This is a genomic window from Kitasatospora sp. NPDC050543 (assembly GCF_044457565.1).
Taxonomy (GTDB): Bacteria; Actinomycetota; Actinomycetes; order Streptomycetales; family Streptomycetaceae; genus Kitasatospora.
This window is the reverse complement of record NZ_JBITGZ010000012.1, coordinates 167,035-180,389: the sequence shown is the minus strand read 5'-3', so window position 1 is coordinate 180,389 and position 13,355 is coordinate 167,035. Positions and strand designations below refer to the sequence as shown.

The window sequence follows — 13,355 nt, the reverse complement described above, 5'->3', positions numbered from 1 at the left end:
CGTCGCACACCCGGCGTTGACCGGGCGGACGACGCCGAGCGGTCGGGTCAGCGGACCCGCGGTCCGCGCCAGCGGAAGGTGAGCGCGGTGACGGCCAGGCCGCCGAGCGTCCAGAGTCCGAGGACGAGCGCGATGTGCCCCAGTTCCCAGCCGCCGGCCGGCTCCACCACGGTGAAGGAGTCCGGCAGGAAGACCGAACGGAAGCCCTGCGCCATCCACTTGACGGGGAAGAACGCGGCCACCGTCTGCATCCAGTGCGGCAGCTGGTTGAAGGGGAAGAAGACACCCGAGATGAACTGGAGCACCATGAAGACCGGTGTCACGATCGCGGCGGCCGAACGGCTGTTGGGGATCAGGGCGGAGTAGGCGGCGCCCGCCATGGCGCAGGCGATCGTCCCCAGCGTGAGGTCCCAGCCGAGGGTGAACCAGCGCTCGCCGGTGCCGGGCAGCGGCAGGCCGAACATGGTCAGCGCGATGCCGATCAGCAGCACCGTCTCCAGCGCGGTGGTGACGATGACCCGTACCAGCTTGCCGATGAAGTAGGCCGACTTGGGCATCGGCGTCATCGCGAGCCGGCGCACCGTGCCGGTGTCGCGCTCGATCGCGATGCTGATCGCGAGGCCCGAGAAGGAGGTGCTCATCACGCCGGCCGCGACGATGCCGGCCATGAAGACCTGCTTGAGGTCGGTGTCGGTGCCGGTCACCTTGCCGGAGAAGATCGACCCGAAGACGACCAGCAGGATCACCGGGAACATCAGGGTGAAGACCAGCGACTGCTTGTTGCGGAAGAACGCCTTCAGCTCGACCTTGGAGCGGGCCACCCCGGCCCGCCAGATGCCCGGCATCGCGGCCGGCCGGGGCGCCGCCCGGTGTGCCGTCCGCTCGGCCCGGTCGGTGCGGGCCTGGGGGGTGTCGGTGAGGGTCATCGGGTGCCCGCCTCGATAGCGCCGTCGGTGGTGTCGGTTCCGCGGTCGGTGCCGCTGACGTTCTCCCGGATCAGGTCGAGGTAGACGTCCTCCAGGGTGGGCCGGTTCACCCGCAGTTCGGGCAGTTCCGCGACGCCCGCGGCGTGCGCCCAGGGGACCAGCGCGGACAGCAGCGCGGTCGGGGTCTGGGTCCGCACCCGCAGCACGCCGTCGGCGGTGTCCGGGTCGGTCTCGGCACCGGGCGGCAGGTGGGGCAGCGGGCGGCCCGCGAGCTCCGGCGGAATCCGGAAGGAGACCGTGGTCGGAGTGTGCGAGCCCGCGCCGAACTCGGCCAGTGGTCCGGACTTGACCACCCGGCCGGCGACGATCACCGCGGCGCGCTGGGCCAGCGCCTCGGCCTCGTCCAGGTAGTGCGTGGTGAGCACGGTGGTGCGGCCGCGTTCGGAGAAGTAGCGGACCAGGTCCCAGGCCTCTCGGCGAGCCACCGGGTCCAACCCGGTGGTGGGTTCGTCGAGGAAGATCAGGTCCGGGTCGCCGATGATGCCGACGGCCACGTCGAGCCGGCGGGCCTGGCCGCCGGACAGGTCGGTGCTCTGCTTCTTCTCGTGCTTGGTCAGCCCGACCATGTCGATGACCTGGCCGACCGGGAGCGGCGCCGGATAGAACGCCGCGAAGTGCTCCACGACCTCGCGCACGGTCAGGTCGGCGTAGGCGCCCGTGGACTGCGGCACCACCCCGATCCTGGCGCGCCAGTCGCGCCGGTCCTCGGCTGGGTCGCAGCCGAGGACCCGCACGTCACCGCCGGTTCGCTGGCGGACGCCCTCCAGGATCTCCACGGTCGTCGTCTTGCCCGCGCCGTTCGGCCCGAGCAGTGCGAAGACCTCTCCCGGATGGATGTCCAGATCCAGACCCTGGACCGCGTGCCAGTCGCCGTAACTCTTGCGAAGGCCGCGGACTGAGACGGGGATTTCCCCGACGGCGGTTGCCACTTGGATCTCTCCTAGGTGGGTATCAGGTTGATCGGTTTGATCAGGTGCAGCAGCAGCACGGGCAGCAGCAGGAGTTGCCGCCGGCCGCGATGTCCGACAGGTCGCCCTCGCTGAGCTCGGCGGTGTCGATCTGCGGGGTCTCCGGGATGTGGAACTCGTAGCGACCGGTCGCCAGACCGATCTCGAAGAGCTCCACCTGCACCTCGAGGTTGCCCTCCTGCTCGCCCTCGGCGGCGGTGGAGACGATGACGATCTCCGCGTCGGCCGGGAGCTCCAGGCCGGCCTCGGCGAGCGCGGCACGCGAGTCCGTCTTGAGACGGGTCGCGTACTCCTCGCTCGACCAGGCGCTGATCAGGGCACGGGTGTAGCCGTTGACGAACTCGGCCCGCTTCCGCTGGTCCAAAGCCATAAGACTTTCCTTTTCATCGGTTCCGGTTGTCCGGCGGCGCCTGTTCGGTGCTGCCGACAAATGAAGAATGACATGCCGGTAATTGGCTGCCAAGACGTCAGTTCCGGCCCCTGAGGTAAGTATTGAGCACCTCCGGCGGGTGCGGTAGATTTCGGGCGTGGAGAGGCCCTGAATGCGTATCAGAATACGCATCGGAATACGTATCCGAATGCGTATCGCCGGATGGGTCGTACGTATTCATGAATTCCCGGTACGCATCGCCCGGCGGTTACGTATCCGCGTACGCCCCGGGAGCCGACGCGACAGAGATAACGGAGGTGGTCCGCACCGTGCCTACGCACACCGAGCCGCGCACCCCGCAGGCAGGGCGCCCCGACGCGGTCCTGCCGCCGGGGCCGCCCGGGGACATCGACATGGCGGTGATGCGGGAGTCCCCGCTCGCCTTCATCACCGACCTCGCCCGCACCTACGGCGGCATCACCCGCCACCGGGCCGACGGAGAGAGCGTCTACCTGCTGAACACACCGGAGTTCGCCCGCCACGTCCTCAAGGAGAACGGCGCCAACTACACCAAGGAGGGCACCCCGGACGACGCCATGCTGCGCCCGCTGCTCGGCAACGGGCTGCTGACCAGCAACGGCGCCGACTGGGCCCGCCAGCGTCACCTGACCGCCCCGGCCTTCCGGCCCAGCTCGGTGAAGACCTTCGACGGGATCGTCACCGGGGCCACCACCGGCCTGCTGGAGCGCTGGCGCCCGGCGATCGAGGCGGGCACCCCGCTGGCGGTGGACGACCACCTCACCGCCCTGACCCTGGGCATCCTCACCCGGGCCATCCTCGGGGCGGACATCGACGGCATCGGCGAGGGCTTCGGGCGGGCGGTGGACGCCGTCAACCGCTGCATCGGCCACTACGTGCCCGACCCCGACCCGGACCCGGCCGACACCGCACGGCGGTTCGCCGGCTTCAGCCGGGCGCGCGCGTTCCTGGACATGGTGACCCGCACCCTGATCGCCTCGCGGCGGGCGGCGGGCCCCTCCGCCGCCGACGCCGGCGGGAACCTGCTGGACACCATGATGTCCAGCCACCATCTGGTCTCCGACGAGGACCTGCGCGACCAGGTGCTGACCATCGTCATGGCCGGCCACGAGACCACCGCCAAGTCCCTGTCCTGGACGCTCTACCTGCTGGACCGCCACCCCGAGGAGGCCGCCAGGGTCCGCGAGGAGGTGGACCGGGTGCTCGGCGGGCGTCCCGCCACGGCCGCCGACCTGGCGGACCTGCCGGCCTGCCAGCGGGCCGTCAAGGAGGCGATGCGGCTCTACCCGCCGGTCTGGCTGATCTCCCGCCGGGCGATCGGCCACGACGTCATCGGCGGCTACGACGTCGAGCCGGGCACCCTGGTCTGCGTCAGCCAGTGGGTGCTGCACCGGCACCCGGAGTACTGGGACGCCCCCGAGGAGTACCGGCCGGACCGCTTCGACGGCGCGTCCTTCCCCAGCCACCTCTACCTGCCGTTCGGCGGCGGGGATCGCATCTGCATCGGCCAGCACTTCGCCGTCCTGGAGGCCGTTCTGGTGCTGGCCACCCTCGTCCAGTCGGTGCGGCTGGAGCTCGCCGAGGGCTTCGAGGTCGAGCCCGAGGCCCTGGTGACGCTGCGTCCGAAGCACGGCATGACGATGATCGCGAGGCCCCGATGACCAGCACCGCCGCAACTACCGCCAGCGCCGCAGCTGCCGCACCTGCCCCGGCCGTGCTCGGCGGCTCGTACGACCCGGCGCGCACCACGGGGGGCGGCCTGCCGGCCGAGCTGGCCCGGCTGGAGGCGCAGGCCGAACTCTCGTTCGCGGAGGAACTGCGCATCCTGCGCGAGCTCGGCATCGCCGCACCGACCGGCACCGTGCTCGAACTCGGCGCCGGCCCCGGCGCGGTGACCCGGCGGCTGCGGGCGGCCCTGCCCGCCGGCGTCCAACTCATCGCCGCCGACATCGACGCCGACCTGCTCGCCCACGCCGCCGGACCGGGCGTCACGCTGCTGGTCACCGACGCCGCCGACCTGCCGCTGGAGAGCGGCAGCGTGGACTTCGTCCTGCTGCGCTACGTCCTCCAGCACGTCGCCGACCCGGCCGCGGTGCTCGCCGAGGTCCGCCGGGTGCTCCGCCCGGGCGGGCGGGTCGCCTGCACCGAGGTCGACTCCTCCCTCTGGGGGGCGGCCGACCCCTCCTACCCCGAACTCGCCGGCGTGCACGCCAGGATGGCCGCCGCCCAGCGGGCCGCGGGCGGCGACCGCGCGATCGGCCGCCGGATGCCCCGGCTGCTGCGGGCAGCCGGCTTCGAGGACGTCGTGCTGCGCCCCTTCGCCAGCACCAACGACGACCACCCCACGGACGCCTTCGCCCCGCAGCTCGGCCCGCAGCGGCTGGAGCCGCTGGTGGCCCGGGGCTTCCTCTCACTGGCCGAACTGGCACTGGCCGCGGACCGCTGGAACCGGTTCCGGGCCGACCCGGACGCCTGGGTCATGCTGCTCGGCCTCACCGCCGCCGCGACCGCTCCCGCGGGTCGCGGTCCGCAGGAAGCCTCCTGAGTCCCCCCTCAGGGCCTTCCTCACCCACCACATGAAAGGCAAGCAAGTGAACCCGAACCTCAAGATCTTCATCACGATCTTCTGCTACATCAGCGCCGTCGCCGGCCTGGTCACGGCCGTCATGGACGCCAGCCAGAAGCCGGCCGACACCACCTCGGCGATCATCGCCGGCGTGCTCGGCGTCGCGTTCCTGCTCGGCGGTCTCGCCCTCACCCGCAAGCCGCGTTACTGACCCGGGCAGGTGGCCGGAGCCGACCGGGCTCCGGCCACCCCGGGCGGTACGGCCGGCGGTCGATCGGCGGGGGTGGGGCAGGCCGGGCTCCGGCCCGTGCCGCGGTGCTACTCGTCGCCGTCGAGGTCCGGGCCGCCGTTGTCGCCCGGCTCAGGGCTGCCGGTGATCGCGTACCCCTGCCGGCGGGCCTCGTAGCAGGCGACCGTCGCGGCGGCGGAGACGTTCAGCGAGCCGACCCGGCCCAGCTGCGGGACGAAGACCACGGAGTCGCACAGTGCGAGGGCGTCCGGGGTGATGCCCCGGTCCTCGTGGCCGAGCACGAACGCGACGGCCGGCGTGAGCTCGGCCGAGAACATCGGTACGGCCTCGTCGGCCAGCTCCAGGCCGACCACCTTGAAGCCGTCCGCGCGGGCCTGTGCCACGGCCTCCGCGACGGTCGCGAAGTGCTGCGTCTTCAGGTACTTGTCGGTTCCCATCGCGGCCTTCTGCGCGCCGGAGGAGCGCACCGAGGGCGTGTCACCGGTGAGGTACAGCTTCTCCGCGCCCATCGCCGCGGCGGTGCGCACGATCGAGCCGACGTTGAACGGCGACTGAAGGTTCTCCAGGATCATCGCCAGCCTGAAGGTGTTGCTGCGGCGCCACGACCGGTGCAGGCGCTTCAGGTCGGTGCCACGGAGCTGCTTCACGACGTCGTACCTCGTCCACTCTGGGGGGCCTCGCCCTCCGGGCGGGGCCGTGCTTCAAGAATCCGGAATCCGTTGACCGACGTGACCCGCGTGGTGGGGAAGCCCTCGGTGTTCAGCCACTTCTGCAGCGAGTCCGAGCCGAGGTTGCGCTGGATCACGAGGAACGCCGACCCGTCGGGGGTGAGCCGCCCGAGCCACTGCTTCAGCAGCCGGTGCAGCGCGGACTTCCCGATCCGGATCGGCGGGTTGGAGTAGATGGCCGTGAACCGCAGGTCCGCGGGGACGTCGTCGGGCAGCGCGGCCTGGACGTTGCCCAGGTTCAGCGCCTGCGCGTTCTCCCGCACCAGGTCCAGCGCCCGGGTGTTGACGTCGACGGCCCACACCGCGGAGCGCTTGCGGCGCGACGCCCAGGTCAGCGCGATCGGCCCGTAGCCGCAGCCGACGTCCAGGATCGGCCCCTTGGCGCGCGGCGGCGGCGCGTGCTCCAGCAGGACCCGGGTGCCCGGGTCGAGCCGGCTGCGGGAGAAGACACCGCTGTCGGTGGTGAGCTCCAGGGTGATGTCGGGCAGTTTCACGGTGATCGGACGCCGTTCGCTGGCGACGTCGGGTGCACCGGTGAAGTAGTGCGAGCCGGACATGATTTCCCCGTCGGGTCGTAAGGGCCTCGGGGCCGCCGGGTGGGCGCGGATCAGCCCTGCTTCTTCGGCACTGATCGTACCCCCGCTCCGGCGGCCCCAAGGATCCCCGCAGGTCAGCGCCCCGTCCGGAGCTCTGCGGGTACGCCCGGGCCGGAACTCCGCCGGCGCCCGGCCGTCGCCCGGCCGTCAGGCGGTGCCGGGCGTCCTCCGGGTGGAGACGTTGATCCGGTTCCAGGTGTTGATGGTGCAGATCAGCGAGATCAGCTGGGCCACCTCGGTCGCCTCGAACCACTCGGCGGCCCGCCCGTACACCGCGTCGTCGACACCCTCGCCGATCCGGGTGACGGCCTCGGTGAGCGCCAGGGCGGCCTGCTCCCGGTCGGTGTAGACGCCGGCGGGCGCGTCGCGCCAGACCGCCAGCAGGTACAGCCGCTCGTCGCTCTCGCCGGCCTCGCGCGCGTCCCTGGCGTGCATGTCCAGGCAGTACGCGCAGTTGTTGAGCTGCGAGGCGCGGATCTGCACCAGCTCGACCAGCGTCGGGTCCAGGCCCTCGCGGGCGGCGGCGTCCAGCGCGAGCAGGGCGCGGAAGGCGGTGCGGGCGGACTTGGCGTAGTCGATCCGGTGCGAGGTGTTCTCGGTCGTCGTCATGTGAATGACCCTACGGTCGCATTGAACCCGGACTATGGTTCATTCCCATGGCAGAATCCCGGGTCAATTCGACGAGCGGCGGGGGCGTCGGCCCAGGCGCCGACCTGCACCTGGAGCTGGCCCCCGGCGGCGGCCGCCGGGCGGCGCTGATGCAGGCCCTGCGGGAGGCCGTCCGCTCCGGGCGGCTCACGCCCGGCACCCGGCTGCCCCCGTACCGCACGCTCGCCGCGGACCTGGGGCTGGCCCGCAACACCGTCGCCGAGGCGTACGCCGAGCTGGTCGCCGAGGGCTGGCTCACCGCCCGGCAGGGCTCCGGCACCCGGGTCGCCGCCCGGGCCACGCCGCCGGCGTCCGGCCGCGCCCGCCGGCCCGCGCGCCCCTCCCGTGCGCCCCGGCCCGTCCATGACCTGCGGCCCGGCTCGCCCGACGCCGCCGCCTTCCCGCGCGCCGCCTGGCTCGCCTCCGCCCGCCGCGCGCTGACCGCCGCACCCAACGAGGCCTTCGGCCCCGGCGACCCGCGCGGGCGCCCGGAGCTGCGCCGCGCCCTGGCGGACTACCTGGCGCGGGCCCGCGGCGTGCGCACCGACCCCGAGCGGATCGTGATCTGCTCCGGCTTCGCGCACGCCCTGCGGCTGCTCGGCGGGCTGCTGGCGGGCCCGGTCGCCGTGGAGTCCTACGGGCTGGACTTCCACCGCGGCCTGCTGACCGCCGCCAAACTCGCCACCACCCCGCTGGTCATCGACGAACACGGCGCCAGGACGGGCGAGTTGGCCGCCTCCGGGGCCCGCACGGTACTGCTCACCCCGGCCCACCAGTACCCGACCGGCGGCCCGCTGCACCCCGAACGCCGGGCCGCCGCGATCGACTGGGCCCGCGCCACCGGCGGCCTGGTGCTGGAGGACGACTACGACGGCGAGTTCAGGTACGACCGGCAGCCGGTGGGGGCGCTCCAGGGCCTGGACCCGAACCGGGTGGTGTACCTCGGCTCGGTCAGCAAGAGCCTCTCGCCCGCGCTGCGACTGGGGTGGATGGTGCTGCCGGAGCACCTGGTGGACGCCGTCCTCGCCGCCAAGGGCGAGCGCGAGGCCTGGGTCGGGGTGACCGACCAGCTGACCCTGGCCGACTTCATCGACTGCGGCGGCTACGACCGCCACCTGCGCGGCATGCGCCGCCGCTACCGCCGACGCCGCGACCAGCTGGTGGCGACCCTCGCCGAGCAGGCCCCGCACGTCGCGGTGACCGGCATCGCGGCCGGGCTGCACGCGGTGCTGCGCCTGCCGCGCGGCACGGAGCGCAGCGTGCTGAAGGGCGCCGCCTGGCAGGGCCTGGCCGTCGACGGTCTGGCGCCCTACCGGCACCCCGCCAGCCCGATGCCCCCCGAGGACGGCCTGGTGGTCGGCTACGGCGCACCGCCCGACCACGGCTTCGCCGCCGCCCTGGAGGCGCTCTGCCGATCCCTGCCGCTCCCGCCACAGGACTGACGGACCGCCGCTCTGCCGCGCCCCGGAGCCACCCTGCCCCTGCCCCCCGCCCCGGGCCGCCCCGGCCTCCGGGGCCCGGCCGGGGCGGGCCGCCCGGAGGTGGGGCAGACGCATCGCGCGCCGGGCGCCGCCGTCGGATACTTCAAGGGCCTGTCCCTCCCCTCCCGCCGGATGCCGCGCGGGGCGACGCGCGGCGAGACAATGGGGCTGGACAGACCCTCGGGACCACGAGGGCCCGGGTGAGGGTCCGAACAGCGAGGACGGACGCCATGCCGCAGAACCCCGAGGACTACCTGGACGAGGCCGTCGAGGTCGAGGAGCCGGACGAGGAAGGCTCCGAGGAGGACGAGTACGACGAGCTCGCGGAGCGCCGCGCGCTCGGCGCCGACCCGGCCACCGAGGTCGCGGACGCGGCCGAGCAGACCCGGATCGTGCAGCTGGACGAGGACGAGTACCGCTGACCGGTGGCGCCGCCCCGTACCGGCCCGCAGGGGAGGTCACCCCGCCCGGACACCGCGCACCGGGCCGCCGCGCACCCGGACACCGCGCACCCGGCTGACACAGGCCCCGGCCGTCACAGCGCGCGGCGGCGCTGCAACCAGGCGAAGGCGGCCCAGCCGGGCAGCACCGGCAGCAGGAAGGTCAGCAGCCGGTAGAGCACCACCGCGGCGAAGGCAGAGCTGTCGGTCATCGCGGCCGTCGCCGTCAGCATGTTGGGCAGCGCCACGTCGATCGCGCCGACCCCGCCCGGGGTCGGCGCCGCACTGCCCACCGCGTTGCCGATCAGCAGCGCCACCGCGACCGAGGAGAAGCCCGGCCGCTCGCCGACCGCCAGCGCGCAGCAGTACAGGCACGCCACCAGGCAGAGCGAGACCAGCAGCTGCCCGGCGATCCCGACCGCGAGCCGGCCGGGGCTGCGCAGCAGGTCCAGCAGCCGGGGCAGCACCTCCGCGGTGAGCGGGCGCAGGCGGGCCGCCAGCCAGCGGCGGGCCTGCGGGACGGCGAAGACCAGTGCGAGTAGGAGGGCGGCGCCGCCCAGCCCGCCCACCAGGGCCGGCAGGGCGGTCAGCTCCTCGCCCGGATCCCGCCCCAACAGGTAGACGAAGGCCCCGAGTTGGAGCAGGTGCAGGATCAGTCCGAGCAGCTGGCCGACGCCGACGCTGGACAGTGCCTGCGCGGTCGGGATGCCGGAGCGCTGGAGGAAGCGGGTGTTGAGGGCGACGCCGCCGACGCCGCCCGGGGAGACCAGCTTGACGAAGCAGCCGGCGACCTGGGTCAGCGCGGCCCGGCCGAGGTGGAGCCGCTCGGGGACGAAGCCGACGAACCCCATGGTGGCGGCCAGGTGGCTCGCGGCGGCGGCCAGCACGGCCAGCGCCGTCCAGCCCGGGTCGGCGTCCACCATGGTGGCGATCGGATTGTGGTCGGTGGCGAAGAACTGCGGCAGCAGCAGGCAGCCCGCCACCACCCCGCCCACCACGGCGAGCAGCGTGCGCGGGCGCAGCCGCTCCAGGCGTACCGCGGCGACCGGCGCCTGCGGCCGGGTGCGCAGCACCTCGGCCCGGATGGCGTCCAGCAGCTCGCCCTGCTCCTTGAGCGCGGCCCTGGTCGGCCGGGCCAGGGCGATCGGCTGGAGCAGCGGCAGCGCCGACCCGACGGCGTCCGGGCCGAGGACGGCGACGGCGCGACGCACCGCGCGCTCGGCGCCGACCCGCAGGGCCAGCGTGGTGAGCAGCTGGGCGACGTCGACCCGCAGGACGAGCTCGCTCGCCGCGATGTCGCCGTCGGCGAGGTCGACCAGGTGGACGGCGCCGTCGGCGGTGACCAGGACGGACTCGGACACCAGCGCGCGGTGCGAGATCTGCCGGGTCTGCAGCAGCTTGAACTGCGCCCAGACGTCGTCGACCAGCGCGTCCGTGAGCTCCTCGTCGGCCAGTTCGGCGAGCGTCCGGCCGGGCAGGGACTCGTAGGCCACCAGGGCGGCGTCCGGGCCGAGTTCGGCGGTCGCGGCGACCTTGCGGGTGCGTACCCCGGCGGCCACGGCCGCGTACGAGACCAGGGCCTCGTGTTCCAGGCCGGTGCGCAGCGAGCGCAGCACGCGCGGGTGCGGGGCGGTTCGCAGCCGCAGCCGGCGCCAGACGCGCTGGAACAGCGCGGCGACCAGCGCCTGCCGGTCGAGCAGCAGCACGTCCAGGTCGGGGCGTCCGTCGTGCTGGCGCACCAGGTAGCGGTCGGGGCCCGCCGCGCTGACGCCGCTGGGGCGAAGTCCGACCTGGCGCAGGCTGCGCAGCAGCTGCTCGGGGAGCGGGCGGGGGTCGGGTACACCGATGGCGTACAGGGTGCCGTGGGCGGTGGTCCAGCCGATCAGCACCGCCAGGACGACGGAGAGCGGGCTGGCGTACCCGGCGATCAGCCCGGCGGCGCCGGAGAGGGCCAGCACGGCGCGGGGCAGCCGGCGCTCGCGGGCGGCGGAGGCGACCAGGAAGCCGAGGACGGGTGCCAGGTAGCCGTAGACGGGCTCGGTGTGCCCGCCGCCGGGCAGCGGGTGGGTGAGCGAGGTGAGCAGCGAGGCGGCCGCCGGGCCGTCGGCCCACAGGTCGAGGGCGACGGACGCGCCGTAGGCCAGGACGGCGGCCAGCAGCCCGTCGGCGACCTGCTGGCGCCCGCGCCGGCCCTCGCGGCCCAGCAGCCGCCACCCGGCCGAGGCGGCGGGGACGAGCAGCAGGGCGGCGGTGGACAGGGCCCCGGCGATCCCGGCCACCGGGCGCGGGACGAGGCCGGCGCCCTGGGCGACGTCGGCGTCCAGGCCGCCGGCGGTGGCCTGGGCGTGGTCGGCGAGCAGCAGGGTGAGGCAGACGGCGGCCAGGCCGAGCAGGAACCGGATCAGCGCGGCGGGCTGTCTCACCCGCAGGGGGGTCCGGGCAGGGGCGGGTATGCCCGTGTCGCTGTCCTGTCGTTCTGTCACGGTGGCCACGCGGCATGCTCCCATGCCGGGTCCGGCCGGGCCTCCCCGGGCGGCGCGCCGGCCGAACCTCGTCCGCGGTGCCGCGTGCCGTACCCGGCCGCACCTCGTCCGCCGGACGCGCCGGCCGGTGTCCTGCCGCCACGGCACGGGCGGGGCGGCGGCCCGCCCGGCGCGGGAGCCCGCACCACGGCGCCGTCGTCACTACCCTGCGGGTATGAGCGCGTGCGAAGACCTCTCGGCGGCACCCCCGGACATCGCGCCGTTGCCGCCCACCGACGGCTGTGCGGACTGTCTCGCGGCCGGCAGCCGCGACTGGGTGCACCTGCGGCTCTGCCTGGACTGCGGGCACATCGGCTGCTGCGACAACTCGCCGCAGCGCCACGCCAGCGCCCACTTCCACAACACCTCCCACCCGGTGATCCGCTCGTACGAGCCGGGGGAGGAGTGGCGCTGGTGCTACGTCCACGAGGCCATGGGCTGACCGCCACCGCCGCCGCGCCGGGGCGCCCCGCACACCCCGGCGGCCCACGGCTGCCCGCCTGACGTCTGCCCGTGTCGCCTGCCCACCTGCCCGCGTGCCCGCCGCCTGCCCGCCGCGTGTCCGATCGCCGCCTCACGGCCGCCGGTGCGCGGCACCCGCGGGCCTCGATCTCCCAAAATGTGTACATCGGATAAAATCCGGACATAACAGCCCGTGCGGCCACCGGACCCGTATCTGCGGGGCGGATGCCCGCCGAAGGGAGGTCACCGATGACCAAGCGATCGATGGGCAGTACGAACAAGCTCCGCAAAGGCACCCAGGAGCTGCTGGAACGCCGGGGCATGGCGGCGAGCACCAAGCCGATGGGCCCGGACACGAAGGCCAACGCGATCCCGGGGATGAAGGCCGGTACGCACTTCGGCGACACGGCCTTCCGCCACGGCGGCCAGGCCGACACCACCATGGGAGTGCAGTCTGCCCCCGCCATGCACGCCGAGCTGAAGGGCCACCGCCACCGCGGCGCCGAGAAGCACTCCGCCCACTGACCCCCCACCCGCTCGTCAGGGGCGGGAGCGCAGACCGCCGCCGGGCCCCGCGCTCCCGCCCCTGACGTGTGCCCGGTGCCGGCCGCTGGGTGATGCCCGACCCGGATCCGGGTCGGATCGGGGGCCGTCCCGGACGGCCGTTCCCGACGGTCCGGCGCATCGTCACCACCGCCTTCGGATCCCGGCAGTCCTCACTGACCGGCATGGCAGAGTGGAGCCACCAGCACGGCCCCCACTACCCCCGAAGGAGCCTCATGTCGGATGCCCCCCTCCAGTCGCGCGAGGACTGGCTCGCCTCGCTCACCCGCGTGTACGCCGCCGCGGGCTGCATCCTGCGGGACGAGGACGGCCGGATCCTGATCGTCAAGGCCGGCTACCGGGAGCACTGGCAGTTCCCCGGCGGCACGATCGACCCGGGGGAGGGGCCGGTCGAGTGCGCCAGGCGGGAGCTGGAGGAGGAGACCGGCCTCGTCCGCGAGACCGGCGAGCTGCTGGCCGTCTCCTGGGCCCACCCGAGCGGTGAACTCGACCACCCGGCGGCGCACTTCCTCTTCGACCTCGGCACCGTGCCGGCCGGCACCCCGGTCACCGTCCCGGCCGGCGAGCTGGACGACTACCGCTGGGCCACCGTGGAGGAGGCGCTCGATCTGCTCGGCCCCGCCCGCTCGCTGCGCCTGCGCGCCGCCCTCGACGCCGCCCTCGACGGCCGGGTCCGGATCGTCACCACCCCGGTCTCCGGCTTCTGACGGCCGGTCGCCGCGATCGGGAGGGGCC

15 protein-coding genes are annotated in these 13,355 nt (G+C 74.0%); 8 read left to right on the top strand and 7 right to left on the bottom strand.

Annotated elements, in window-relative coordinates; all coding sequences use genetic code 11:
* Nucleotides 1-47: 47 nt before the first annotated feature.
* Genes ACIBH3_RS17620 through ACIBH3_RS17610 form a run of 3 tightly spaced genes read right to left on the bottom strand, consistent with a single transcriptional unit; the run spans nucleotide 48 to nucleotide 2,324 of the window.
* Nucleotides 48-926 carry an ABC transporter permease gene (locus ACIBH3_RS17620; RefSeq protein ID WP_396312871.1) on the bottom strand — a complete coding sequence of 293 codons (879 nt, stop codon included), beginning with the start codon at nucleotides 924-926 and terminating at the stop codon, nucleotides 48-50.
* Nucleotides 923-1,915, bottom strand: a complete 993-nt coding sequence (locus ACIBH3_RS17615; RefSeq protein WP_396312870.1) for an ABC transporter ATP-binding protein — start codon at nucleotides 1,913-1,915, stop codon at nucleotides 923-925. The genes ACIBH3_RS17620 and ACIBH3_RS17615 overlap by 4 nt, the downstream gene beginning before the upstream one ends.
* A gap of 40 nt (nucleotides 1,916-1,955) precedes the next feature.
* Nucleotides 1,956-2,324 (bottom strand): hypothetical protein, encoded by a 369-nt coding sequence (locus tag ACIBH3_RS17610; protein WP_396312869.1) that lies wholly within the window; start codon nucleotides 2,322-2,324, stop codon nucleotides 1,956-1,958.
* A gap of 329 nt (nucleotides 2,325-2,653) precedes the next feature.
* On the opposite strand from ACIBH3_RS17610, the gene ACIBH3_RS17605 reads away from it, so the two are divergent.
* Genes ACIBH3_RS17605 through ACIBH3_RS17595 form a run of 3 tightly spaced genes read left to right on the top strand, consistent with a single transcriptional unit; the run spans nucleotide 2,654 to nucleotide 5,140 of the window.
* On the top strand, nucleotides 2,654-4,024 hold the full coding sequence (locus tag ACIBH3_RS17605) for a cytochrome P450 (RefSeq protein ID WP_396312868.1): 1,371 nt from the start codon (nucleotides 2,654-2,656) through the stop codon (nucleotides 4,022-4,024).
* Nucleotides 4,021-4,908, top strand: a complete 888-nt coding sequence (locus ACIBH3_RS17600; protein WP_396312867.1) for a class I SAM-dependent methyltransferase — start codon at nucleotides 4,021-4,023, stop codon at nucleotides 4,906-4,908. The genes ACIBH3_RS17605 and ACIBH3_RS17600 overlap by 4 nt, the downstream gene beginning before the upstream one ends.
* Nucleotides 4,909-4,939: 31 nt before the next feature.
* Complete coding sequence (locus ACIBH3_RS17595; protein ID WP_396312866.1) at nucleotides 4,940-5,140, top strand: hypothetical protein; 201 nt, start codon at nucleotides 4,940-4,942, stop codon at nucleotides 5,138-5,140.
* Nucleotides 5,141-5,247: 107 nt separating this feature from the next.
* Here the strand turns inward: ACIBH3_RS17595 and ACIBH3_RS17590 are convergent, their stop codons facing one another.
* The 3 genes from ACIBH3_RS17590 to ACIBH3_RS17580 form a co-directional block, all read right to left on the bottom strand.
* On the bottom strand, nucleotides 5,248-5,826 hold the full coding sequence (locus ACIBH3_RS17590; protein WP_396312865.1) for a TrmH family RNA methyltransferase: 579 nt from the start codon (nucleotides 5,824-5,826) through the stop codon (nucleotides 5,248-5,250).
* The gene (locus ACIBH3_RS17585; protein WP_396312864.1) at nucleotides 5,823-6,464 is read right to left on the bottom strand and encodes a class I SAM-dependent methyltransferase; all 642 of its coding nucleotides are present in this window, start codon (nucleotides 6,462-6,464) and stop codon (nucleotides 5,823-5,825) included. Before ACIBH3_RS17585 ends, ACIBH3_RS17590 begins: the two co-directional genes overlap by 4 nt.
* Before the next feature lie 186 nt (nucleotides 6,465-6,650).
* Nucleotides 6,651-7,112 carry a carboxymuconolactone decarboxylase family protein gene (locus ACIBH3_RS17580; protein ID WP_396312863.1) on the bottom strand — a complete coding sequence of 154 codons (462 nt, stop codon included), beginning with the start codon at nucleotides 7,110-7,112 and terminating at the stop codon, nucleotides 6,651-6,653.
* A 47-nt stretch (nucleotides 7,113-7,159) separates the two neighbouring features.
* Here ACIBH3_RS17580 and ACIBH3_RS17575 point away from each other — a divergent pair, with 47 nt between their 5' ends.
* Nucleotides 7,160-8,593 (top strand): PLP-dependent aminotransferase family protein, encoded by a 1,434-nt coding sequence (locus ACIBH3_RS17575; protein ID WP_396312862.1) that lies wholly within the window; start codon nucleotides 7,160-7,162, stop codon nucleotides 8,591-8,593.
* Between the two features lie 269 nt (nucleotides 8,594-8,862).
* Nucleotides 8,863-9,054 carry a hypothetical protein gene (locus ACIBH3_RS17570; RefSeq protein ID WP_396312861.1) on the top strand — a complete coding sequence of 64 codons (192 nt, stop codon included), beginning with the start codon at nucleotides 8,863-8,865 and terminating at the stop codon, nucleotides 9,052-9,054.
* Nucleotides 9,055-9,167: 113 nt separating this feature from the next.
* On the opposite strand, the gene ACIBH3_RS17565 is transcribed toward ACIBH3_RS17570, so the two are convergent.
* Nucleotides 9,168-11,564, bottom strand: a complete 2,397-nt coding sequence (locus ACIBH3_RS17565) for a lysylphosphatidylglycerol synthase domain-containing protein (RefSeq protein WP_396312860.1) — start codon at nucleotides 11,562-11,564, stop codon at nucleotides 9,168-9,170.
* A gap of 205 nt (nucleotides 11,565-11,769) precedes the next feature.
* Between ACIBH3_RS17565 and ACIBH3_RS17560 the strand changes: the two genes are divergently transcribed.
* The 3 genes from ACIBH3_RS17560 to ACIBH3_RS17550 all read left to right on the top strand — a co-directional run bounded on the left by ACIBH3_RS17560 (nucleotide 11,770) and on the right by ACIBH3_RS17550 (nucleotide 13,327).
* Nucleotides 11,770-12,036: a UBP-type zinc finger domain-containing protein gene (locus tag ACIBH3_RS17560; protein WP_396312859.1), complete on the top strand. Its 267-nt coding sequence runs from the start codon at nucleotides 11,770-11,772 to the stop codon at nucleotides 12,034-12,036.
* Nucleotides 12,037-12,305: 269 nt separating this feature from the next.
* Entirely contained in the window at nucleotides 12,306-12,581 is a 276-nt protein-coding gene (locus ACIBH3_RS17555) for a hypothetical protein (protein ID WP_396312858.1), read from the top strand.
* A gap of 254 nt (nucleotides 12,582-12,835) precedes the next feature.
* The gene (locus tag ACIBH3_RS17550; RefSeq protein WP_396312857.1) at nucleotides 12,836-13,327 is read left to right on the top strand and encodes an NUDIX domain-containing protein; all 492 of its coding nucleotides are present in this window, start codon (nucleotides 12,836-12,838) and stop codon (nucleotides 13,325-13,327) included.
* Nucleotides 13,328-13,355: the final 28 nt, after the last annotated feature.

What these genes read in the sequence shown, in the direction of transcription:
- ACIBH3_RS17620 (WP_396312871.1), bottom strand. Translation starts at nt 926, where the DNA reads ATGACCCTCACCGACACCCCCCAGGCCCGCACCGACCGGGCCGAGCGG.
- ACIBH3_RS17610 (WP_396312869.1), bottom strand. Translation starts at nt 2,324, where the DNA reads ATGGCTTTGGACCAGCGGAAGCGGGCCGAGTTCGTCAACGGCTACACC.
- ACIBH3_RS17600 (WP_396312867.1), top strand. Translation starts at nt 4,021, where the DNA reads ATGACCAGCACCGCCGCAACTACCGCCAGCGCCGCAGCTGCCGCACCT.
- ACIBH3_RS17595 (WP_396312866.1), top strand. Translation starts at nt 4,940, where the DNA reads ATGAAAGGCAAGCAAGTGAACCCGAACCTCAAGATCTTCATCACGATC.
- ACIBH3_RS17585 (WP_396312864.1), bottom strand. Translation starts at nt 6,464, where the DNA reads ATGTCCGGCTCGCACTACTTCACCGGTGCACCCGACGTCGCCAGCGAA.
- ACIBH3_RS17580 (WP_396312863.1), bottom strand. Translation starts at nt 7,112, where the DNA reads ATGACGACGACCGAGAACACCTCGCACCGGATCGACTACGCCAAGTCC.
- ACIBH3_RS17575 (WP_396312862.1), top strand. Translation starts at nt 7,160, where the DNA reads ATGGCAGAATCCCGGGTCAATTCGACGAGCGGCGGGGGCGTCGGCCCA.
- ACIBH3_RS17570 (WP_396312861.1), top strand. Translation starts at nt 8,863, where the DNA reads ATGCCGCAGAACCCCGAGGACTACCTGGACGAGGCCGTCGAGGTCGAG.
- ACIBH3_RS17560 (WP_396312859.1), top strand. Translation starts at nt 11,770, where the DNA reads ATGAGCGCGTGCGAAGACCTCTCGGCGGCACCCCCGGACATCGCGCCG.
- ACIBH3_RS17555 (WP_396312858.1), top strand. Translation starts at nt 12,306, where the DNA reads ATGACCAAGCGATCGATGGGCAGTACGAACAAGCTCCGCAAAGGCACC.
- ACIBH3_RS17550 (WP_396312857.1), top strand. Translation starts at nt 12,836, where the DNA reads ATGTCGGATGCCCCCCTCCAGTCGCGCGAGGACTGGCTCGCCTCGCTC.